Raw genomic sequence first — 22,851 nt, 5'->3', positions numbered from 1 at the left:
TTCTATGGTTATGTAGAGGCTTAAAATCTAGTATAATAAATGAGGAACAAATAAATGACAGAGTTTTTGTTAAGGGATAGGAATGAGGGAGTAAGATGGCAAAGCCAACAATAGCAATAGTAGGAAGACCGAACGTAGGTAAATCAACCGTTTTTAACCGGATTATAGGAGAGCGGGTGGCTATCGTCCAGGACGAGCCGGGCATTACCCGTGATCGTTTATATAATAACGCGGAATGGCTGAACAGAGAATTTTTTGTTATAGATACCGGTGGAATCGATCTGGGAGATGAGCCTTTTCTTGATCAAATGAGGGCTCAGGCTGAAATCGCAATCGATGAAGCGGATGTTGTATTGTTTGTCGTAAACGGCCGTGATGGGATTACGACCGCAGATCAGGAAGCAGCAAATCTTCTGCTCCGGTCCAAAAAGCCGGTTGTAGTAGCAGTGAACAAGATCGACAGTCCTGCTATGCAGACACAGATGTATGAATTTTATTCGCTTGGATTTGGAGATGTCTATCCGGTTTCCGGTTCGCACGGTATCGGCCTTGGCGATCTGCTCGACCGTGCTCTTGAACATTTTCCGGATCAATCAGAGAAAGAATATGACGAAGATACGATTCAAATGGCAGTAATTGGACGTCCAAACGTAGGGAAATCTTCCCTCGTCAACGCGCTTCTCGGCGAGGAACGTGTTATCGTAAGTGAGATTGCAGGAACCACCCGTGACGCCATTGACACCCCTTTTGAAAAAGATGGACAGGAATACGTCATTGTTGATACTGCCGGTATGAGACGCCGGGGAAAAGTATATGAAGCAACAGAGAAGTACAGCGTACTGCGCGCGATGAAAGCCCTTGAGCGGGCTGATGTTGTTCTTACATTAATTGATGGAGAACAAGGAATAAAAGAGCAGGACAAAAAAATTGCCGGCTATGCCCATGAAGCCGGACGTGCGATTGTTATCGTCGTGAATAAATGGGATGCTATGGAAAAAGACGAAAAAACGATGCAGGAATTCACGCAGAAGATTCGTGAAGAGTTTCAGTTTCTTGCGTATGCCCCTATCGTATTTTTGTCTGCTAAAACGAAAAAAAGAATGAAAAACCTGCTTCCTATAGTTAAAACAGTAGCAGAAAACCACAGCCTTCGTGTGCCGACAAACGTCTTAAACGACGTTATTTCCGATGCAGTTGCGATGAATCCAACGCCTACTGAACACAACAAGCGCCTTCGGATTAACTACGCTACCCAGGTAGCGATCGCTCCGCCGGTTGTGGTGCTGTTTGTAAATGAACCAGAGCTAATGCACTTCTCCTATAGACGCTATATCGAAAATAAACTGCGGGAAGCCTTTCATTTTGAAGGAACACCGCTCAAGATATATGCAAGGAAAAAGAACGACTAGTCTATTGTAAGGGAGCAGAAGAGAATGGGAGTCATTCTGTCAATCATCATAGCCTATTTGATCGGTTCGATCAGCTTCAGCTATGTGATCGCTAAAAAAATAAAGAAAATTGACATTAGAAAACACGGAAGCGGCAATGCCGGCGCAACGAATACGCTGCGTGTACTGGGAAAGGGCCCGGCTGTTATAGTGCTGCTGCTGGATATTGCCAAGGGAATGGCGGCTGTCTGGATTGCAGCCGGTCTGGAAGCTGTTCCTTTTCTGTCATCGGGCGCTGAAGGGCTTGCACCTGCAGCCGCCGGACTGGCTGTAATTCTTGGCCATAACTGGCCGGTATATTTTGGGTTCAAAGGCGGTAAAGGCGTAGCTACAACGATTGGAGTAATCAGCACGCTGTTTTTCTTTCCGGCAGTTTACGCAGGGATCGTAGCTATTATTGTGATTATCATAACGCGTTATGTATCTCTTGGTTCTCTGCTGTTTATTATCGGTACCTCCCTGCTGTTAATTATTACAGCAGGGTCGGGGACCCACCCGGTTTCCTATATTTTACTCAGCATCATCTTGTCCGTGCTTGCTGTATGGACGCACCGATCCAATATAGAACGGCTTGTTAAAGGACAGGAAAACAAACTGGGAGCAAAATAAAGGAGGATCTTCATGGCAAAAAAGAAAGCAGCTGTAATCGGGGCCGGAAGCTGGGGAACGGCTCTTGCCCAGGTGCTGGCTGATAATGGGCACAGCGTTCAGCTCTGGGGCAGAAGAAGTGAGCAGTCTGAAGAAATCAATCAGACGCATATTAATTCGCGTTATCTGCCGGATGTGGTGCTGAATTCGACGATTAAAGCCTACAGCGATTTGTCGGCTACAGATGCAGATAACGATTATATTATCTGTGCTGTTCCTACAAAAGCTATCAGAGAAACGATAAAACAGCTTCGTCCCCTTCTGCACGAACATAGTATTCTTGTTCATGCCTCCAAAGGCATTGAGCCCGGTACATTTAAACGGATTTCCGAGATGATGGAAGAAGAGCTGGAGGGCGCCTCCTACAAAGCAGTAGCAGTACTGTCAGGTCCGAGTCATGCTGAAGAAGTGGGTATTAAACAGCCGACTACGGTCACTGTCTCATCAAAACATTTAGAAGCAGCAGCCGCTGTTCAGGATTTATTTATGAACAATTATTTCCGGGTCTATACTAATGAAGATATGATTGGCGTGGAAATCGGCGGTGCTTTAAAAAATATCATTGCTTTGGGCATCGGGATGACTGATGGCCTTGGCTACGGTGATAATACTAAAGCCGCGTTAATGACAAGAGGGCTTGCCGAGATTACCCGGCTGGGCGTAGCCCTTGGTGCAAATCCAATGACGTTTATCGGACTCTCCGGCCTCGGTGACTTAATCGTGACCTGCACGAGCGAGCACAGCAGAAACTGGAGGGCCGGTCATCTTCTCGGCAAAGGGAAAAAGCTTGATGATGTGCTTGATGAAATGGGAATGGTCGTAGAAGGTGTACGCACCACAAAAGCTGTTTTTGCGCTGGCACAGGCAGAGAACGTAGAAATGCCGATCACTTCTGCTTTATACAGCGTGCTGTTTGAAGAAGAACCACCTTTACAGGCGGCGGACCGGCTGATGGGCCGGATGAAGAAAAACGAAGAAGAAAGCTCTTTTATGGGAAGAAACGAAGGCGGCCGGGAAAGTTAGGCTGCTTCTTTTCCTTTACAGAAAAAGGAGGATACATTATGACAGCGCTTCAAAATATGTGGGTGTCGTTTATCGGCCTGTTCCTGATGTTTGTTTCTACCGCAGCAGCCGTGCTGGGTAAAGAAAAGCTGACAGGAGTACTTCGGTTTCTTGTTATGACTTTTTCATTTATCTGCCTGGTGATTGCAGGTCTTATTGTTTTTGTGGTGGTGTTTAGAGGGCCTCTGGCAGAATGATATCAGAAAGGGGAAAGCCCGAATGAACAATCGAAAAAAAGCCGGCTTTTTGTGCTTTATTCCTCTTTTGCTGCTTGGAGGCTGCTTTTATCCGAACAGTGGAGCTGAAGAGAGACAGGGGCCGGATGAGAGCCAGATTGCTGCCGTACAGCAGGCGGTTGATCAATATAGAGAAGATGAAATTAACCTTCTTCCCATCCGAACGCCGGAAAACAACCCGCCTTTATACGAGCGGTACGTTATTGATTTCAGGCAGTTGATGCCCCGGTATATGCAGGAGCCGCCTGCTAATTCTTTTGAAAGCGGAGGGAGCTATCAATATATGATTATAGATCCCGAAGAAGAGGCGGAAGTGAAAGTCATCGATCTCCGAATGACCCGGGAAATCAGGGAGTTCGAACAAAGGGTGAGCGCCTACATAGCTGAAAATGAATTTGCCCCTATTAAAGAATCAGTAGCTCCCGGTATATTCGAGGCTGATCTTGAAAAACTGGAGTACGAAGAGCGGCCCACTGTAGCAAGTCCATACTTTAACACCAGCCTGCCGCTTCTTATAAACGCAGATGGGGAAGCCCTCGTGGATTATTCGATTGATATTAACCGTGCGCTTCAAGTACATGATGCCTCCGTAGACGAAGGAGAAGATGCCAGAACGGTGCTTGTCGAGCATTATCCGGTTGTTCCTGCCTTTTCCGGAACATATGAACTCGATGAAAATGGTGAGCCTGTGTTAACTGGTGAAGAAGAGCCCGGCCAGCTGTAATGGCCGGGTATTGTTTACATAATATAAATATTGGTTATAAGATTCCCGTTGATCCCCTGAAGTGATAGCTTTGCTTTATAAATTACGGTATGCTAAAATTTTCAAAGACAAAGATAAAATAAGGGTAGGGGGAAGAGTAGTGGCTCCTTTTGATCATAAAAAAATAGAACAAGCCGTTACATTAATATTAGAAGCAGTTGGGGAGGACCCGAACCGGGAAGGCCTGGAAGATACACCGAAAAGAGTAGCACGGATGTATCAGGAAGTATTCAAAGGCATTCATGAAGATCCATCCACTCATTTAAAAACGGTATTTGGAGAACAGCACGAAGAGCTGGTATTAGTAAAAGACATTACTTTCTATTCCATGTGCGAACATCATCTCGTACCATTTTACGGTAAAGCCCATGTAGGCTACATACCTAAAGGCGGTAAAGTAACAGGACTCAGCAAGCTGGCGAGGACGGTAGAATCCGTTGCAAGCAAACCCCAGCTTCAAGAGCGGATTACTTCTACGATTGCCAATACTATAGTAGAGACACTTCAGCCGCATGGAGCGATAGTCGTCATAGAAGCAGAGCACATGTGCATGGCTATGCGCGGAGTTAAAAAACCGGGGTCAATGACGGTGACGTCAGCTGTAAGAGGAAGTTTACAAAAAGACGCAGCTGCCAGAGCGGAAGTTTTTTCTTTAATAAATACTCGTTAAAACAAAAAAGGCAGGGGAACGCAATATGAGCGGAGCGCAGGATTTTTTTGTAGTAAAAGCAGAGGAAGACGGAGTGAACGTGATCGGTCTGACAAGAGGAACAGATACACGGTTCCATCATTCAGAGAAGCTCGATAAAGGGGAAGTAATGGTAGCACAGTTTACTGAACATACTTCCGCTATCAAAATCAGGGGCAGGGCTCTCATTCAGACGAGCCATGGGGAAGTCCATACCGATTCCCAGTCATAAATAAAAGGCGCATTGCAAGGATAAATTAACGCAGCAGGCGCCTTTTTCCTGCTTTATTGAAGATTACAGCGTATTTCGAAAACATGTCTATGGGGGACAATGCAATGACAGATCAAATTTTCAGGGAAGCTGATATCGAGCGGATTGAAATGCTCTTTAGATCCAAAGCCTCTCATCAATATGTTTCAACGATTACAGGTGAAATGGCCGTCAATAAAAGCATGATATATTTTCTGCTCGATATTATGCAGCAGGTGGAGCTTGATTCTCTGCGTAAAGAAGAACAAATCGTAGCAGCTTTGATGGTAAACGGTGCTTTTGATACACACGAACATGTTCAGATTGCGCCGGTGCAGTCTGCACTTCATAAGAAAAAGCGCCAGTTAACTATTCTGGCAGGAGATTATCATTGGAGCCTTTATTACTCGATGCTTGCTCATCAGATCCATGCTCCCATTCTCAAAGTATTCAGCTCCTCTATTCAGCAGATTAATGAAGAGAAAATGCGTCTTCATCTCGCGGAAAGCACGGATAGAAATGATTTTATTAAGCGTCTGGAAACGGTGGAATCTGGCTTTCTGCAGAATATTGCCTCTTATTACGGACAAAAAAAGACAGCAGAAGCGGCTAATACTTTTTTTATGTTCAAACGTCTGAATGATGAGCTGCAGGTTCAGGAACAGCAGCCATTATCTGCTTTTATGGCAGCCGTTCATGCATACTGGACAAATGATGTTGAGGCCTCCCTCCAGGAAGATGCTGTACTGGGACTCGAAGAGCTGCACTGGCTTCAGGAGCTCAGGGAAAATTATTTTCTTGAACTTCAGCGGCATGCAGCGGAGTTACCGGAAACTTCACTATTTTTCAGCCATATAAAAGATACCATTTCCCAGCATGAAAATAAATTTATCCAGTAAGGAGGGCATACGTTGGGACAGTCTAAAGAAGAACGCGTGCATGACGTATTTGAAACGATTTATGAGAAATACGATACAATGAACTCGATTATCAGTTTTAATCTGCATAAATCCTGGAGAAAAGAAACGATGCGCCAGATGAATGTTCCAAAAGGGGCTTCCGCACTGGATTTATGCTGCGGAACAGCAGACTGGACCCTCAGCCTTGCAGAAGCAGCTGGCTCTGAAGGACATGTAAAAGGGCTTGATTTCAGCGCCAATATGCTGAAAATAGGCCGGCAGAAAGTAAATCAATCGGGATGGAAAACAATTGAACTGGTAGAAGGTAACGCCATGGAGCTGCCTTTTGATTCCAACAGTTTTGATTTTGTTACGATAGGATTCGGTCTGCGTAATGTACCTGATTATCAACAGACAATGCAGGAGATGCACCGGGTATTAAAGCCGGGCGGAATGGCCGTGTGCCTGGAAACGTCTCAGCCGGAAAGAAAGGCTGTAGAAGGAGTATATTCTCTCTATTTTAAATATATTATGCCAAGACTTGGAAAATATCTGGCCGGACGGTTTGATGAATATTCCTGGCTGCAGGAATCCACAATGAATTTCCCGAACAAATCGGCTCTTGCCGTTATGTTTAAGCAGGCTGGTTTTAAAACCGTAAACGTACATTCTTTTTCAATGGGGGCGGCTGCGGCTCATTTTGCACGTAAACAATTGGATTAATAGATAGGATGCTTATAATGAAAAAAATTAAAGTGATACTTGAAATGATAAAATTTGAACATACTGTATTTGCCCTGCCATTTGCTTTTCTAGGTGCTGTGCTGGGCAGTATGTCTGTACAAGGCACCTGGCCGACCATCATGGAATGGATATTTATTACCCTGGCCATGGTCGGAGCACGAAGTGCGGCCATGACGCTCAACCGCGTGATTGATGCAAATATTGATAAAAAAAACCCGCGTACAGCAGATAGGGCGATACCGGCAGGAGAAGTTTCCATTGCCCAGAGTCTTCTGTTTATTGGAGGATCTTTTGCGCTTCTCTTTATCGCAGCCTTTTCCCTTAATACATTGACGGTGCTCATGCTGCCCCTGTTCGTGTTTCTGCTTACTTTTTATTCCTATACGAAACGATTTACGTGGCTTTGTCACGTATTTCTTGGTGTTACTATAGCAATGGCGCCTGTCGGAGGCTGGATAGGGGCGACCGGCCAGTTTTCAGTGGAGCTGCTTTTTCTCTTTTTAACCGTAGCTTTCTGGACGGCTGGATTTGATGTAATCTATGCTACTCAGGATGCTGAATATGACCGCCGGGTAAAGCTTCATTCGATCCCGGCCCGGTTTGGTATTGAAAAAGCCCTTCGTATTTCCAAAGGTTTTCATTTAATCAGCTTTGCTTCGCTGCTGCTGCTCAGCCTGCTTTCACCGCTGGGCTGGCTGTTTTTTATCGGCGTGATGATAGTAGGTGCGATCATGGTTTATGAACACTCCTTAGTCAAACCTAATGATCTCACGAAAGTCGGCGTTGCTTTTTTCCAGATGAACGGCATCATCAGTATTACTATGCTGGTTTTTGCTATTGGGGATCTGCTGCTATGAATAATACGAAGCGAATATTCACCGTAGCTATTACAGGAGCAAGCGGTGCCGTATACGGCATTAGAGTAGTACAGCAGCTTCTGAAAGCAGACTGCAGAGTGCATCTGCTGATCAGCGAAGCGGGCTGGGAGGTTTTCAGGCTGGAGATGGAGCTTGATACATCAGACAGACAGGCATGCCTGAATGGACTGTTTGGCGACTATGATGAAAAAGATCTTCTTATACACGGACTTAGAGACTTTACGGCTCCTATTGCGAGCGGCTCTTATAAAACAGAAGCAATGATTATTGTGCCCTGCTCCATGGGGACACTTTCCAAAATTTCCAACGGAAATTCAGGCAGCCTGCTTGAACGCGCCGCGGATGTAATATTAAAAGAAAGACGCCGGCTTGTCATTGTACCAAGAGAAACGCCGTTGAACGGAATTCATCTTGAAAACCTCGTTCGCGCTGAACGGGCGGGAGCGCATATCGTTCCGGCAATGCCTGGTTTTTACCATCTGCCTAAAAGCATGGATGATTTGATCAATTTTGTAGCAGGGAAAGTGCTGGACAGCGTTCATGTAGAGCACACGTTGTTTGCAAGATGGGGGGAGAAACGATGAGCCTGCATCTTGGTGAAATTTCCTATACAAATATCCTTCCCTTTTTTCATTACCTGGACCGGCAAGAGCTGCGGAACAGGGGCGTTCAGTTTTATTACGAAGTGCCGTCATCGCTTAATCATTCTCTGGCAGAAGGTACGATTGATATTGCAGCGGTTTCATCATTTGCTTACGCAAAAAATTACGACAGGCTCTGTCTGCTTCCGGATTTATGTGTGTCTTCTAAAGGAAAAGTGCGCTCGATATTTTTGATTTCCAAAAAACCTATCACAGAGCTGGAAGAAGCTCGTATAGCACTGACTTCAGCAAGTGCTACATCGATTCATCTGGTGCAGATTCTGCTCAAAGAGTTCTATCATTATGATACGATTCATTTTGAAACGGTTTCTCCAAACCTGCTGGAAATGATGAAAACGTACGACGCCTGTGTGCTTATTGGAGACGATGCTATAAAGGCAAGGCGGGAACACACCCAATACTATTATTATGATTTGGGGGAACAGTGGTTTACCCATACCGGACTTCCGATGACGTATGCTGTATTTGCAGTGCAGAAGGACGCACTACAGTCGCATCCGGAGCTTTTGTCTTACTTAAGTGAAGAGTTTGCACACAGCCGGGATAAAGCCCGAAACGATAAATATAAAAAGCTGGCAGAAGATGTATCGGCAGATATGGGGGGCGCTCCTTCTTTCTGGGAAAGTTATTACAAAGGTATCCACTACGTATTTGGAGAAGAGGAAAAGCGTGGACTCCTTTACTATTATTCGTTAGCATATAAGTATGGATTTATTGATAAACCCATACCTGCATTAAACATATGGGGAAGCGGAAGAGAGGTGCAGTCTTCAAAGTGAAAGTGAATGCGGTGAAATTAGCAGATTTGTATATGTATTTAAACGCAGATATAAAGAAAATTGAGGAAGAGCTGGAGCAGTCTGTTCTGTCCGAGCACCCTGCCCTTAAAAGCGCTTCTCTTGACCTCCTGCAGGCGGGGGGTAAACGTATCAGACCGGTTTTTGTTCTTCTCGGTGCAAAATACGGCAATTATGATATTGACCGGGTTAAACATATTGCCGTTTCGCTGGAATTGATTCACATGGCATCCCTTGTGCATGATGATGTAATTGATAATGCAGAACTGCGCAGAGGATCCCAGACGATAAAAGCCAAATGGGATAATAGGGTTGCTATGTACACCGGCGATTATATTTTTGCAAAAGCCGTGGAAAAAACAACTTTTTTTAATGATGGAAATATTAATACCATTCTATCCCATGCGATGATTCAAATGTGTCTCGGTGAAATTGAACAGATTCGTGATCAGTACAATTGGGAGCAGAATATGAGGATTTATCTGCGCAGAATCCGCAGAAAAACAGCACTGCTCATTGCCGTAAGCTGTCAGCTTGGAGCAATAAGCGCAGGGGCATCCAAGCAGGAACAGATCAGGCTGTATCAATACGGTTATAATGTAGGAATGTCGTATCAGATTATAGATGATATTCTTGATTTTACCGGTACGGAAAAACAGCTGGGCAAACCGGCCGGCGGCGATTTAAGGCAGGGAAACGTGACCCTGCCCGCTCTTTACGCTATGGACCGGGATCCGTCCCTTAAGAGGGACATAGTCCAGCTGATTGAAGACGAGGCATCAAGCTCGCAGGATATTACTCCGATTATAGAAGCAATTAAGCAGTCGGGCGGCATTGAGTATTCGAAAGAACTCAGCCGCAAGTATTTAAACAAGGCATACAGTGCCCTGGACAGCCTTCCGGATATTAAGGCAACTAAATCCCTCAGGGAAGTGGCTACTTATATAGGCGGCCGCAAGCATTAAAACAGGAACTTTGTCCGTCCGGCGGATAAAGTTCCTGTTTTTTTATGTCCATTGCGAACGCTTACATGTTTTGATATAATCATAAAGGTTGAAAGCTTTCATTTACATAAGGAGGAACAGTCATGGAGCAGACATTTGTTATGGTGAAACCGGATGGGGTACAGAGAAACTTAATCGGTGAAATTGTTCAGCGCTTTGAAAAGAAGGGCTACACATTAAAGGGTGCGAAGTTAATGAGTATTTCCAGAGAGCTTGCCGAAAAGCATTATGGTGAACATAAAGAAAAACCATTTTTCGAAGAACTCGTAGGATTTATTACCTCATCACCGGTATTTGCAATGGTGCTTGAAGGAGATAAAGTTGTTTCCTCCGCAAGAAAACTAATGGGAGCCACAAACCCGCAGGAAGCGGCTCCGGGAACAATCAGAGGAGACTACGGTGTTCGTATAAGCATGAATGTTATTCATGGATCGGATTCAGTAGAAAGCGCAGAAAGAGAAATTGCTCTCTTTTTTGACCGCGGCGAATTAACGAGTTACGAAAAGCAGGTATCAGTGTGGGTCTAATACAATAAATGAAAGCCGGCAGTCGTGGAATATTCCACAGCTGCCGGTTTTAAATTTTTATGAATAAACAATAATAAGCAGGATGTGCTCTTCTCCGCAGGCTTTTACTCATGATATGATAGACAATGCGTAATAAACCGCGAATGAGACGAAAAGGATGTATAAAACCAATGAAGAGCAGAGAATCCAGTGCGTTCGCTTCCCAAAAAGGATCCGGTCTTCCGGCCGGTGATTATATTGTTTTTACTGAGAAAGTCAAAACAAAAACGGGTATTGATTTATCTTTGTACAAAGAAGATCAGATGAAGCGCAGATTGAAAACCTTTTACGAGAAGAAAGGTTTTTCCAGCTTTGTCTCTTTTTTTGATGATGGTTTAATGAAAAAAGATGAGCTGTTTCATCAATTTTTAGAACGAATGACAATAAATGTGTCGGAGTTTTATAGAAATCCGTCCAGATGGGAACAGCTCGAAGAGACAATTTTTCCATTATTGTGTAAAGGATCTTCGGTTTTTAAAGTATGGTCGGCTGCCTGTTCGACCGGGGAAGAACCATACACTATTTCCCATATGTTAAATGAAGCACCCTACTGCAGCCATTACAGCATACTCGCCACCGATATTGATACCAATGCCCTGCTCACTGCAGAAAAAGGAATCTACACGTCCCATACGCTCAGCGCCATTCATATGGCCAGGCCGGGACTGCTGAAAAAAACGGAAGACGGATATGAAGTATCCGCCCATTTGCGAAGTAAAGTAACGTTTAAACAGCTTAACCTTTTAGGAGATGCGTTTGACCGCCAGTTTGATTTTATATCATGCCGGAATGTACTAATCTATTTTACCGAATCAGCTAAAGCCGATTTATACAGGAAATTTTATCACTCCCTGAAGGACGGTGGAATTCTGTTCGTAGGAAGCACGGAACAGATTTTTCAGCCGCAGCAGTTTGGTTTTGAAACAGCTGGGCCGTTTCTTTATAGAAAAAACACCCGGCTGCTGTAGACAGAATAGAATAAATCTTCAAACGCAAAATACGCATAATACAGAAAATTATGTTACAATTTAATGCATAAAAGCACTAAAGAGCTCATGGAGCGTATGGAATAGGAGAGAATAAAACGATGAGATATTTAACAGCGGGAGAATCACACGGCCCACAGCAGACGACAATTATTGAGGGAGTTCCATCCCAGCTTGAACTGCTGCAGGAAGATATTAACACGGAATTAAAGAGAAGACAGGGCGGACACGGCAGAGGCCGCCGCATGCAGATAGAAAAAGATACTGTGGCTATTGCAGGCGGAGTAAGGCACGGAAAAACGACAGGTGCCCCTTTAGCTTTAATAGTTGAAAATGATGATTTTAAACATTGGACAAAAATTATGGGAGCCGATCCGCTTACCGAAGAAGAAGAAAAAGAAATGAAGCGTGTCATCAGCAGGCCGCGTCCAGGCCATGCCGACTTGAACGGTGCTATTAAATACGGCCACCGGGACATGCGTAATGTACTGGAGCGCTCCTCTGCAAGAGAAACGACAGCCAGAGTAAGCGCCGGAGCGGTAGCTAAGAAGTTACTTAAAACGCTGGGTATTGAAGTAGGCGGGCAGGTTCTGGAAATTGGCGGGATTGAATCAAAGGACCGTGATTATACAGATATCCACGATTTAAAAGAGCGCACCGAAGCTTCACCCGTTAGATGCCTGGACAAAAATGCAGAAAAAGAAATGATGCAGGCAATTGATGACGCGAAAAAAGACGGCGACTCCATCGGAGGTATCGTTCAGACCGTCATTACAGGAATGCCGGCAGGGGTAGGAAGCTACGTTCACTACGACCGCAAGCTTGATGCCAAAATAGCCGGAGCGGTTATGAGCATTAATGCCTTTAAAGGTGTAGAAGTAGGGCTTGGCTTTGAAGCAGGCCGTATGAACGGAAGTAAAGTACATGATGAAATATTGTGGGAAGAAGGCCGCGGCTACTACAGAAGCCGCAACAACCTGGGCGGTTTTGAAGGCGGAATGACAACAGGTATGCCTATTACCATCCAGGGCGTAATGAAGCCGATACCAACCTTGTATAAACCATTAAGAAGTGTAGATATTGAAACAAAAGAACCTTTTGAAGCAAGTATTGAACGCTCAGACAGCTGTGCTGTTCCGGCAGCATCTGTTGTAATGGAAAATGTCATTGCATTTGAAGTCGCCAATGCCATTCTTGAAATGTTTGGATCTGATCGTATCGATGCGATTCAGGAAAATATAAAAAAACACAATGAATGGGCGCGTGATTTTTAATGGAACAGCTCTTCGTTAATGCTTCACTCTCCTCCTATCCGGTTTATATTGGAGAGGGGATTCGAAGCAGAACGGGGGAGTTACTCCTCTCTGAAGCAAAAGGCGCGGACAAAGTATTTGTCATTACAGATAGTGCTGTCGGCCCGCTGTATCTTGAAGATGTAGTCCAGTCTTTTCCGGATCATGTAGAAATATTTACATTTACAGTGGAGAGCGGAGAAGCCTCCAAATCTTTCGCGGAGTATGAACGCATTTTAACAGCTATGCTTGAAAGCGGACTGGACCGCAAGTCTGTTGTTACGGCTTTGGGCGGTGGTGTAGTAGGTGATCTGGCAGGCTTTGCGGCGGCAACGTATATGCGCGGCATTCCATTTGTACAGATGCCGACCACGCTTTTAGCCCACGACAGCAGTGTAGGCGGCAAAACCGGGATTAATCATCCGCTTGGCAAAAATATGATTGGGGCATTTCATCAGCCTTCTGCCGTTATTTATGACGTAGAAATGCTGCAGACCCTCCCGGATAAAGAATGGCGCTCTGGTTTTGCAGAAATGATGAAGCATGCCTATATTAAAGACGCCTCATTTCTCGAATGGCTGCAGCGTCATATAACGACGATAGAAGACGTGAAAACATCAGCTGTTTCCATGCTGAAGCGTTCTATTCAGGTTAAGGCAGACGTTGTAGCTCTTGATGAAAGAGAGACAGGTGTGAGGGCTCACCTGAATTTTGGTCATACGCTCGGCCATGCTGTTGAAAACACAGCCGGCTATGGAAAGTGGGCTCACGGCGAAGCGGTTGCGGCAGGAATGCTTTTTGCGATGCAGCTAAGCAACGAAGAAGGTTTATCAGCCTGGGATACGAAAAAAGAGAAAGAATGGCTGCTGTCTTTAGGTTATCCGCTTGTGATGACAGAGCTTTCAGCAGACAGCCTGCTGAGAGCTATGAAAAAAGATAAAAAAACCTCGGCGGGTGTGTTTACTTTTGTTCTTGTAACAGAGCCCGGCGAAACGATTACAAAGCAGATACCGGACGAAACCGTGCACAGGCTGCTGGAGTCATTTATTGAAAGGGGGAGATCGGATGATTAGAGGACTGAGAGGAGCTACGACAGTAGAACAAAACGATGCGGAAGCCATTGCGCAGGAAACAGAAGCGCTTCTCGGACAGATGATTGAAAAAAATGATATTTCCCCTGAACAGGTTGCGCATGTCTGGTTTACTGTAACTGAGGATATTGATGCGGCTTTTCCTGCGAAAGCAGCGAGACAGTTTAAAGGATGGGAGTATGTACCGGTCATGTGTGCCCGTGAGATTCCCGTACCCGGGAGCCTTGAAAAATGCATTCGGATTATGCTTACTGCAGATACAAAGAAAGCGCAGAATGAAATGCATCATATTTATTTAAATAAAGCAGTAGTCCTGCGGCCTGACCTTGAGTTGACAGATACAAAAGAATAGAGGTAGGATTACTGATAAGATTAGAAGAGCATTTAGAATAGGCAAAGAGCAGAGTAAAGCAGAGCAGCAGCAGAGATGAGTGGAGCTTAGACAGAGATTATTAACCGCATATTAAAGCATAACCTATAAGCAGCAGGACGTGCGGGCATACCCGCCCGCTTTTTGCTGTTCCTACCCTCATTCTCCTTTTCTGCCATACTCCTGTTCTTGAGAGGAGCGTTATGATGACAGAAACATCAATGGAGTCCTTCCAAAAGCAGGCGGAAAGTCATCCGCTCGTACCCTACGTACGTACTTTTTTCACAGATTTATTAACCCCTATTGAATTATTTAAAAATATTGAAGAACAGGCAGTGTTCATTTTAGAGAGTAAAGACCCGGCTTCTTCCTGGTCACGGTATTCGTTTATAGGTCTGAATCCATCTTATCGGATCCGGGAGAAAAACGGTTTGTTTCAATTTGTAGAGGAAACATCCCAGCAGGTGAAAGCAGAGAACGACAGCCTGGCTGTTTTATTTGAAGAAAGCCTCTCCATTATTAATCCGGGTATTCCTTCTATTTCCCTTCCTTTTAAAGGTGGTGCAGTGGGGGTAGTAGCCTACGATACGATTGAACAGTTTGAGGATGGAATAGCTGCAGCAGACAAAACGGATGATGAAAGCAATGTTTTATTGTTATTCTGTGAGACGATTATTGCGCTCGATCATGATACGAAAGAGCTTTCCTTTGTTCATTACGAAAACAATGAACAGGAAGAAGTGCCGGTGCGCTATCAAAAAGCACAGGAAACCGTAGAGAAATTAATGTCCATGATGCAGGATCATAAAAAAACAGACGCTTTTTTATCTCCATATAATACCCAGCAGGATGTGGATTTTTCTAAAGTCGTATCGAATTATAAAAAAGAAAAGTTTCTGGAGGATGTCCGGACTATTAAAGAATATATAAAAGCCGGTGATATCTTTCAGGCCGTTCTTTCCCAGCGCTTTGAGCGGGATATACACGTTACCGGATTTCAACTGTACCGGATTCTGCGGATGGTTAACCCGTCCCCTTACCTGTTTTACTTGAAGCTGGACGGACGCGAGGTGATCGGAAGCTCACCGGAGCGGCTTATTCAGGTGGAAAATACCCACGTAGAGATTCATCCGATTGCCGGTACAAGAAAACGCGGAAAAAGCGAAGAAGAAGATCTGGCACTCGAGAAGGATCTGCTGGCTGATGAAAAAGAACGGGCCGAGCATTATATGCTGGTGGATCTGGCAAGAAATGACGTAGGAAGAGTGGCTGATTACGGCTCTGTACAGACACCGGTTCTACTTGAAGTAGGCAGGTTTTCCCACGTGATGCACATCATTTCCAAGGTGACAGGCAGACTGGCAGACGGTACGCTTCCTATTGAAGCCCTGCAGGCTTCTTTTCCGGCCGGAACCGTTTCCGGTGCACCTAAAATCAGGGCGATGCAGATTTTAAAAGAGCTCGAGCCGACGCGGCGCGGCATCTACGCAGGCGCTGTCTGCTATTTAGGATACGACGGCAATATTGATTCCTGTATCTCTATTAGAACGATGATAGTAGAAAAGGGCAAAGCCCGTATTCAAGCAGGAGCAGGTATTGTAGCAGACTCGGTACCGGAATTGGAATATGAGGAAACGCAAAATAAAGCAGCGGCTCTGCTTCGCGCGATTGAAGTAGCCGAAGAAATGTTTTATGAGGAAGGGGAAGCGGTAAAAGATGCTTAAAAAACTGCTGGCGTCATGTATAGAAGGTAACAGGCTGACAGAGGAAGAAGCTTACCAGGCGATGGACATTATTATGAAAGGTGAAGCTACAGAAAGCCAAATTGCAAGCCTGCTTTCCATTTTACGATACCGCGGGGAAACGGTAGATGAAATGACAGGGTTTGCCCGTGCCATGAAAGAGCATGTGATCCAGATCAATCATATGGAATCTTTTGTAGTAGACACCTGCGGCACCGGTGGAGATTTGAGCTCCACTTTTAATATCTCCACCGCAGCGGCAATCGGCCTGTCCGCCATGGGCGTAAAAGTAGCAAAGCATGGCAATCGTTCAGTTTCTTCTAAAAGCGGGAGTGCGGATGTATTGGAAAAGTTAAACATTTCCGTTCAGTCCACCCCGGAAGAAGCGGCCCGGTCGCTTAAAGAAAAGCAGATGGCATTTTTATTTGCTCCCCTGTACCATGTGTCGATGAAACATGCTGTAACTCCCCGTAAAGAAATAGGGTTCCGCACTATTTTTAACCTGCTTGGACCGTTAACCAACCCGGCAAATGCGGATGCCCAGGTGATCGGTGTTTTTAAAAAGGAAGCCGGTCTTCAGATGGCAGAGACCCTGCAGCGGCTCGGAGCAAAGCGGGCACTGCTTGTAACCGGAGCCGACGGACTCGACGAGATTACCATTACCGGAAAAACGTATGTAGCCGAGCTCAAAGACGGCAAAATATCAGAATATACAATAACGCCGGAGGAAATCGGTGCTGTCTCCGCCTCCATAGAAGAAGTACAGGTGGAGACCTCCGAAGAAAGCGCGGCATTAATAGAAAAGATTTTCGCGAACGAGGCCGGGCAGGCTGCAACAGATATTCTTTTATTAAATACAGCAGCAGCTTTATATGTAGCAGACAAAGTGCCTTCCATAAAAGAGGGCTATCAGCAGGCAAAAGCAGCGCTTGAGTCCGGTCTCTTCTTAAAACAGCTGTACCGTCTACAGGAAAGCGGGGTCGAAGAAAGCCATGCTTGATAAAATACTTGCAACGAAAGCAGAGGAAATAAAAGATATAAAACTTGAAAAACAAGTACACGTACCGTTTTACTCATTAAAAGAAGCACTGGAAAAACAGCAGGGAATCATACGGGTTATTGCCGAAGTGAAAAAGGCATCTCCTTCTAAAGGAGTAATCCGGGAGGACTTTGACCCGGTATCGATTGCAAAAAGCTATGAAGCTGGAGGCGCCGCGGCTCTCTCCGTGTTAACGGACGTCACCTATTTTCAAGGGGCCCGGGAATATGTAACGGCTGTAAAGCAGGCTGTCAATCTGCCGGTACTGCGGAAGGATTTTATTATTGATGAAAAGCAGATTGAAGAAAGCAGGCGTATCGGCGCTGATGCTATTCTGCTGATTGCAGAAGCAATGAAACCGTCTCGTCTTCACGAGCTTTATAAAGAAGCAAAAGCAACGGGTCTGGATGTTCTGGTAGAGTGCCATTCCAAAGACGAATTAACGGCGCTTCTCGACGAATTCGAGCCGGAAATTATCGGTATCAATAATCGCGATTTAAAAACGTTTTATACTTCGCTTGACACGACAAGAGATCTTTCTGCTCTTCTGCCGGAAGAAAGTCTATTAGTGAGCGAAAGCGGCATTGCGACTTATGAAGACGTGCTGGAAGTTAAAAAAGCAGGGGCACGCGGTGTTCTCGTAGGGGAATCGCTTATGCGCCAGCCGGACGTGGAACAGGCACTGCGAAAGCTGCTGGGTGAAACCAATGTTTCAACCGATATATAAATTCTGCGGGGTTCATTCAGCCGCGGGACTGCAGACAGCGGTCGCCTCCCAGGCAGCCTACATCGGTTTTGTGATGGCTGAGAGCAGACGGTATGTGTCTGCGGACATAGTTAAAGAGTGGCTGGAGCATTATCCGGACCTGGACAAAAAAGTAGTGTTTCTTTTCGTGAACGAAACACTGGATACGATAAAAAAAGCAGTAGAAACTGTCCGTCCGGACGTTATTCAGCTGCACGGTTCCGAAACGCCGGAACAGGCTGCAGCTGTAAAAAAAGCTTTTCCGGATATTGAAATATGGAAAGCCGTACACCACGATCCCAATTCACTGTTGTTACTGGAGAAGTTTTTAAACAATGCAGACGGGTTTGTTATTGATGCCAAAGCACAGCATGCATGGGGCGGCAGTGGAGAATCATTTGACTGGTCGCACGCCGGCCGTTATATAGAGTATGGCAGACGCATGGGTGTACCTCTGTTTATTGCCGGGGGCATAACACCTGATAACGTGCAGGAGCTTTTGAACCATAATCCATGGGGCATTGACCTTTCCAGCGGGCTGGAAAGCTATGGAGAAAAAGACCCGGAAAAAGTAAGACAACTGGAAAAGAGGTTATGTGAAAATGAGTAAAGTATATCCAGACGATAAAGGGCGCTACGGCGCTTTTGGAGGGAAATTTGTACCGGAGACGCTGATGTTTGCTCTTGAAGAACTCGAACAGGCTTTTGAACAAGCATGGAATGATGAGGCGTTTATGAATGATTATCATCACACGCTCGAAGAGTTTGCCGGCCGTCCAACTCCTTTAACCTATGCAGAGCGGCTTACCGAAAAACTTGGTGGTGCTAAAATCTATCTGAAGCGTGAAGACCTGCTTCATACCGGGGCCCATAAACTTAATAATGCTGTTGGCCAGGCTCTTTTGGCAAAACGAATGGGGAAAAAGAAAATAGTTGCCGAAACCGGAGCAGGCCAGCACGGTGTAGCTACGGCGACAGTATGTGCCCGTATGGGACTGGAATGTAAAGTGTTTATGGGAGAAGAAGACATGAGACGGCAGTCCCTGAATGTTTTTCGAATGGAACTGCTTGGGGCAGAGGTTGTACCTGCGCTTTCCGGAAGCAAAACGCTGAAAGACGCTACAAACGAAGCGATCCGCTACTGGGTTTCCAATGTAGAAGACACCTTTTATTTGATTGGTTCCGTTGTAGGGCCTCATCCATATCCAAAAGTAGTCCGCAATTTTCAGCGCATTATTGGAGACGAGACAAAGCAGCAGCTTCAGGACATTGAACAGTCCCTGCCTGATGCAGCAGTTGCCTGCGTAGGCGGAGGCAGTAATGCCATCGGAATGTTTTATCCTTTCCTTGAAGATGACGTAGAGTTATACGGTGCTGAAGCTGCCGGAATGGGAGTGGAAACAAGCCATCACGCCGCTACAATCAGCAAAGGCACAAAAGGCGTCATTCACGGATCCCTTACCTATTTAATTCAGGATGAAAACGGCCAGATTATTGAACCGTATTCGATATCAGCCGGTCTCGATTATCCGGGCATTGGTCCTGAGCATTCCCATCTTGCCGAAAGCGGCAGAGTGCAGTATGAAGCAGTAACAGATGATGAAGCAATGGAAGCTCTTAAAGAATTAACCCGTACAGAAGGCATTTTTCCGGCGATTGAAACGGCGCATGCACTTCATCTGGCTTTTGCACAGGCCAAAAAGATGTCCAAAGATCAGATATTGGTCATCTGCGCTTCAGGCCGTGGGGACAAAGACGTAAATACTATTAAAGAGTCATTGGAACGGGAGGTGCAGTCATGACGAGACAAACCGTCCGCGAGGCTGCGGAAAGCGCCTCCTATCCACTGTTTATTCCCTTTATTATGGCAGGAGATCCGAATAAGGAAACGACCATTGAGCTGGCATTAACGATGCAGGAAGCCGGAGCCCATATTCTGGAGCTGGGCATCCCTTATTCCGATCCTCTCGCCGATGGTCCCGTCCTGCAGCGTTCCGCCCTTCGTGCCTTAAAGCACGGCATGTCGCTCACAGAGGCTATAGAATTAATTCCTGAGATGAGAAAAAAAGGATTAACGATTCCTGTTATTATTTTTTCCTATTACAATCCGGTGCTGCGGATGGGAATTGAAACATTTATAGAGAAGCTGACAGAAAATGAAGCAGACGGTGTACTCATTCCAGATCTTCCATTAGAGGAAAGTGAAGAATTAAGCACCCTTACTAAAAAAGTAAATCTCGCTAATATTTCTCTTGTAGCTCCGACTTCAAGCACAAGACTGGAAAAAATTGCTGCGCAGGCGGAAGGGTTTTTATACTGTGTATCAAGCCTGGGGGTTACGGGCACAAGAGAAGAATTTCCTCCGGAAGCCTATGCCTTTATCGAAGAGGTGAAAGCCAGCAGTGAAGTGCCGGTCGCCGTAGGATTTGGCATCTCCACCCCTGAACAGGTGAAGAGGTTGCAAGGCTCAGCCGATGGGGTTATTATTGGTAGTGCAATTATGAAAAAAGTGGAAGGCCTTCAGGCTGAATTAGAGCATGAAGCGAAACGCCGGGACGCGCTCCAGTCTATCCAGCAGTACGTAGAAGGTTTATTAGCCGTCCCATCCTCCCACCAACAATAAATGGAGGAATCGTAATGAAAGCTAAAAAGCAGATATACGGCATGACACCATACCAGCCGGGAAAACCGATAGAAGAAGTAAAAAAAGAGCTGGGTCTTTCAGAAGTAATCAAACTTGCTTCCAACGAAAACCCATACGGCGCATCCGATCGTGTGAAGCACACGCTTGAAGATACGGCCGGCCATCTGGAAGTTTATCCGGACGGCTATGCTGCGGCGCTCCGTAAAAAGACAGCTGACTTTCTTGGAGTGAAAGGAGAACAGCTTGTATTTGGAGCCGGGTCTGATGAAGTTATTCTTATGCTGTGCCGTACGTTTTTGGATCATACGACAAATACGGTCATGGCAACGCCTTCCTTCTCCCAGTATAAACATAATGCATTAATTGAAGGGGCGGAAATCCGGGAAGTCCCTTTGAAGGATGGAGTGCATGATCTGAATGCAATGCTTGAAGCAATTGACGAACAGACCCGGATTGTATGGGTGTGCAATCCAAACAATCCAAGCGGAACGTATGTAAATAACACTGCTTTCCGGGAATTTGTTCAGCAGGTTCCTGACGATGTGCTTATCGTATCGGACGAAGCTTATATTGAATATGTAACCGCGGATGATTATCCTCAGACTATGTCCATGCTTGCAGACACACCAAACTTAATGCTTCTGCGCACATTTTCCAAAGCTTATGGCATGGCTTCGCTGCGGGTAGGGTTTGGCATTGCTTCACCGGAGCTGATTTCTCTTGTAGATAGAGTACGCCCGCCGTTTAATTTAACAACGGCAAGCCAGGTGGCAGCAATTGAAGCAATAGAAGATCAGGAACATATTAAGCAGTGTGTGGCAGATAATGCGGAAGGACTTAAGGAACTGCAGAATTTCTGCAGTAAGCATAAGCTTACGTACCTGCCGACCCAGGCAAATTTCCTGCTTATTTATGTAAAAGTGCCGGGAGATGTAATGTTTCAGGCTCTATTGAAAAAAGGGTTTATCGTCCGGTCGGGACAGGCGCTTGGATTTCCGGAAGCAATTCGGGTGACCGTTGGTACGAAAGAACAAAATAAAGCATTTATGACAGCATTTGCTGCCTGCTTGGAAGAAGTCAACGTATCTTCCAAGTAACAAAGGATACGCTTAAAGGAGTACAAACGTGGCAAATAAAAAAGTATGTGTCATTGGAATGGGCCTGATAGGCGGTTCTATTGCTTTGGCAATCAAAAAAGAGCATCATGCAGAAATAACGGGTGTAGACGTTGATAAAAATCAGCTCCGCCTGGCCAAGTCGCTGGGTGTTATCGACGTCTGTGCCGAATCACTGGAAGCAGGAGCAAAAGAAGCAGACCTGGTGGTCGTAGCAGTCCCTGTAACAAAAACCGTCAATATTCTTGAAAAGCTTCAGCAGGCTGAATTAAAGCAGGGTGCTATTGTAACTGATGTAGGCAGCACCAAACAGCAGATCTGCGCCTCTGCCGACTTTTCGGAGCAGGGCGTCACTTTCATTGGCGGCCATCCGATGGCGGGATCTCATAAAAGCGGGGTGCAGGCAGCCAAACCCCACTTATTCGAAAACGCTTATTATGTTCTCACGCCTACGAACGGAACCGGCATGAACCGGGTCATTCAGCTCCAGAACTGGCTGAAGGGTACGTCGGCGAGATTTATTGAGATGGCTCCGCAGAGACATGATCAGGTGGCCGGCCTTATCAGCCATTTTCCTCATATTATAGCCGCAGGGCTTGTGCATCAGGTCCGGGATGCTGGGGAAAAGGATGGAATGGCAAGCCAGCTGGCAGCTGGAGGATTCAGGGATATTACAAGAATTGCATCCGCCAATCCGATTATGTGGCGGGATATACTTCTTCAAAATAAAGAAATGCTTCTGCAGCTTCTGGAAGACTGGAAAATACAAATGAATAAAATGGAGCTGCTTATAGAGGAAGAGGACAGCGAAAACATTCTGCATTATTTTTCAGAAGCAAAAAGTTTCCGCGATACGCTTCCCGTTCGGGAAAAAGGAGCACTGCAGTCTTTTTATGATCTATTTGTGGATGTACCGGACCACCCCGGGGTCATTTCGGATGTAACCGGTATTCTTGCAAAAAATAACATCAGCATTATAAATATTCGTATTATGGAAACGAGAGAAGATATCACAGGTGTTCTTCAGCTGACGTTCCGTTCGGAAACAGACAGGGAAGAAGGAAGCCGTTTTCTGCAGCAGTCCTTATATGACACCTATTTAGCTGAATAATCAGCAGTCGGCCGCCTGTTTTTTAACAGGTGGTTTTTCTTTTAAAAAGAGTTGACAATATGGAAATTCTT

Annotated in this window: 26 protein-coding genes; all 26 read left to right on the top strand. The window is 45.5% G+C overall.

The genetic code is table 11. The annotated features are described in order from the left end of the window. The first annotated feature begins 95 nt into the window (after positions 1-95). The gene (der, locus tag ATL39_RS10215) at positions 96-1,409 is read left to right on the top strand and encodes a ribosome biogenesis GTPase Der (RefSeq protein ID WP_120193264.1); all 1,314 of its coding nucleotides are present in this window, start codon (positions 96-98) and stop codon (positions 1,407-1,409) included. A gap of 24 nt (positions 1,410-1,433) precedes the next feature. Beyond that, a complete protein-coding gene (gene plsY / locus ATL39_RS10210) occupies positions 1,434-2,057 on the top strand; it encodes a glycerol-3-phosphate 1-O-acyltransferase PlsY (protein ID WP_120193263.1) in 624 nt (207 codons plus the stop codon). A 12-nt stretch (positions 2,058-2,069) separates the two neighbouring features. Continuing rightward, positions 2,070-3,119 (top strand): NAD(P)H-dependent glycerol-3-phosphate dehydrogenase, encoded by a 1,050-nt coding sequence (locus ATL39_RS10205; protein ID WP_120193262.1) that lies wholly within the window; start codon positions 2,070-2,072, stop codon positions 3,117-3,119. A 38-nt stretch (positions 3,120-3,157) separates the two neighbouring features. Next, entirely contained in the window at positions 3,158-3,355 is a 198-nt protein-coding gene (locus ATL39_RS10200) for a DUF2768 domain-containing protein (RefSeq protein WP_253075819.1), read from the top strand. Between the two features lie 22 nt (positions 3,356-3,377). Continuing rightward, complete coding sequence (locus ATL39_RS10195) at positions 3,378-4,118, top strand: hypothetical protein (RefSeq protein ID WP_120193260.1); 741 nt, start codon at positions 3,378-3,380, stop codon at positions 4,116-4,118. A gap of 139 nt (positions 4,119-4,257) precedes the next feature. Next, the gene (folE, locus tag ATL39_RS10190) at positions 4,258-4,827 is read left to right on the top strand and encodes a GTP cyclohydrolase I FolE (RefSeq protein ID WP_120193259.1); all 570 of its coding nucleotides are present in this window, start codon (positions 4,258-4,260) and stop codon (positions 4,825-4,827) included. 25 nt (positions 4,828-4,852) lie between these two features. Further along, complete coding sequence (gene mtrB, locus ATL39_RS10185) at positions 4,853-5,077, top strand: trp RNA-binding attenuation protein MtrB (RefSeq protein WP_120193258.1); 225 nt, start codon at positions 4,853-4,855, stop codon at positions 5,075-5,077. A 104-nt stretch (positions 5,078-5,181) separates the two neighbouring features. Beyond that, entirely contained in the window at positions 5,182-5,994 is an 813-nt protein-coding gene (locus tag ATL39_RS10180; RefSeq protein ID WP_170146901.1) for a heptaprenyl diphosphate synthase component 1, read from the top strand. Between the two features lie 12 nt (positions 5,995-6,006). Continuing rightward, the gene (locus ATL39_RS10175) at positions 6,007-6,717 is read left to right on the top strand and encodes a demethylmenaquinone methyltransferase (protein WP_120193256.1); all 711 of its coding nucleotides are present in this window, start codon (positions 6,007-6,009) and stop codon (positions 6,715-6,717) included. A 17-nt stretch (positions 6,718-6,734) separates the two neighbouring features. Next, complete coding sequence (locus ATL39_RS10170; RefSeq protein ID WP_120193255.1) at positions 6,735-7,595, top strand: UbiA-like polyprenyltransferase; 861 nt, start codon at positions 6,735-6,737, stop codon at positions 7,593-7,595. Then, complete coding sequence (locus ATL39_RS10165; protein WP_120193254.1) at positions 7,592-8,200, top strand: UbiX family flavin prenyltransferase; 609 nt, start codon at positions 7,592-7,594, stop codon at positions 8,198-8,200. The genes ATL39_RS10170 and ATL39_RS10165 overlap by 4 nt, the downstream gene beginning before the upstream one ends. Further along, positions 8,197-9,057 carry a menaquinone biosynthetic enzyme MqnA/MqnD family protein gene (locus ATL39_RS10160; protein WP_170146900.1) on the top strand — a complete coding sequence of 287 codons (861 nt, stop codon included), beginning with the start codon at positions 8,197-8,199 and terminating at the stop codon, positions 9,055-9,057. Before ATL39_RS10165 ends, ATL39_RS10160 begins: the two co-directional genes overlap by 4 nt. Before the next feature lie 11 nt (positions 9,058-9,068). Beyond that, positions 9,069-10,040, top strand: a complete 972-nt coding sequence (hepT, locus tag ATL39_RS10155) for a heptaprenyl diphosphate synthase component II (protein ID WP_120193573.1) — start codon at positions 9,069-9,071, stop codon at positions 10,038-10,040. A 122-nt stretch (positions 10,041-10,162) separates the two neighbouring features. Further along, complete coding sequence (ndk, locus tag ATL39_RS10150; RefSeq protein ID WP_120193252.1) at positions 10,163-10,606, top strand: nucleoside-diphosphate kinase; 444 nt, start codon at positions 10,163-10,165, stop codon at positions 10,604-10,606. Positions 10,607-10,776: 170 nt separating this feature from the next. Next, positions 10,777-11,613: a CheR family methyltransferase gene (locus tag ATL39_RS10145; RefSeq protein ID WP_120193251.1), complete on the top strand. Its 837-nt coding sequence runs from the start codon at positions 10,777-10,779 to the stop codon at positions 11,611-11,613. A 119-nt stretch (positions 11,614-11,732) separates the two neighbouring features. Beyond that, on the top strand, positions 11,733-12,905 hold the full coding sequence (gene aroC, locus ATL39_RS10140) for a chorismate synthase (RefSeq protein ID WP_120193250.1): 1,173 nt from the start codon (positions 11,733-11,735) through the stop codon (positions 12,903-12,905). Beyond that, entirely contained in the window at positions 12,905-13,996 is a 1,092-nt protein-coding gene (gene aroB, locus ATL39_RS10135) for a 3-dehydroquinate synthase (protein ID WP_120193249.1), read from the top strand. Before aroC ends, aroB begins: the two co-directional genes overlap by 1 nt. Beyond that, positions 13,989-14,366: a chorismate mutase gene (aroH, locus tag ATL39_RS10130; RefSeq protein ID WP_120193248.1), complete on the top strand. Its 378-nt coding sequence runs from the start codon at positions 13,989-13,991 to the stop codon at positions 14,364-14,366. The genes aroB and aroH overlap by 8 nt, the downstream gene beginning before the upstream one ends. 224 nt (positions 14,367-14,590) lie before the next feature. Next, positions 14,591-16,108 carry an anthranilate synthase component I gene (gene trpE / locus ATL39_RS10125; RefSeq protein WP_120193247.1) on the top strand — a complete coding sequence of 506 codons (1,518 nt, stop codon included), beginning with the start codon at positions 14,591-14,593 and terminating at the stop codon, positions 16,106-16,108. After that, positions 16,101-17,126 carry an anthranilate phosphoribosyltransferase gene (gene trpD, locus ATL39_RS10120; RefSeq protein ID WP_120193246.1) on the top strand — a complete coding sequence of 342 codons (1,026 nt, stop codon included), beginning with the start codon at positions 16,101-16,103 and terminating at the stop codon, positions 17,124-17,126. Before trpE ends, trpD begins: the two co-directional genes overlap by 8 nt. Then, complete coding sequence (gene trpC / locus ATL39_RS10115) at positions 17,119-17,892, top strand: indole-3-glycerol phosphate synthase TrpC (protein WP_120193245.1); 774 nt, start codon at positions 17,119-17,121, stop codon at positions 17,890-17,892. The genes trpD and trpC overlap by 8 nt, the downstream gene beginning before the upstream one ends. Further along, positions 17,873-18,520 (top strand): phosphoribosylanthranilate isomerase, encoded by a 648-nt coding sequence (locus ATL39_RS10110; RefSeq protein WP_120193244.1) that lies wholly within the window; start codon positions 17,873-17,875, stop codon positions 18,518-18,520. The genes trpC and ATL39_RS10110 overlap by 20 nt, the downstream gene beginning before the upstream one ends. After that, on the top strand, positions 18,513-19,712 hold the full coding sequence (gene trpB, locus ATL39_RS10105) for a tryptophan synthase subunit beta (RefSeq protein WP_120193243.1): 1,200 nt from the start codon (positions 18,513-18,515) through the stop codon (positions 19,710-19,712). The genes ATL39_RS10110 and trpB overlap by 8 nt, the downstream gene beginning before the upstream one ends. Next, entirely contained in the window at positions 19,709-20,533 is an 825-nt protein-coding gene (trpA, locus tag ATL39_RS10100; RefSeq protein ID WP_120193242.1) for a tryptophan synthase subunit alpha, read from the top strand. Before trpB ends, trpA begins: the two co-directional genes overlap by 4 nt. A gap of 14 nt (positions 20,534-20,547) precedes the next feature. After that, a complete protein-coding gene (hisC, locus tag ATL39_RS10095) occupies positions 20,548-21,651 on the top strand; it encodes a histidinol-phosphate transaminase (protein WP_120193241.1) in 1,104 nt (367 codons plus the stop codon). A gap of 28 nt (positions 21,652-21,679) precedes the next feature. Next, positions 21,680-22,780, top strand: coding sequence for a prephenate dehydrogenase (locus ATL39_RS10090; protein WP_120193240.1), 1,101 nt, complete (start codon positions 21,680-21,682; stop codon positions 22,778-22,780). Positions 22,781-22,851 lie beyond the last annotated feature (71 nt).

It is taken from the genome of Sinobaca qinghaiensis (assembly GCF_003610495.1).
Taxonomy (GTDB): domain Bacteria; phylum Bacillota; class Bacilli; order Bacillales; family Marinococcaceae; genus Sinobaca; species Sinobaca qinghaiensis.
Note: the sequence above shows the minus strand (reverse complement) of the source record. Positions and strands in the feature narration are given on the sequence as shown.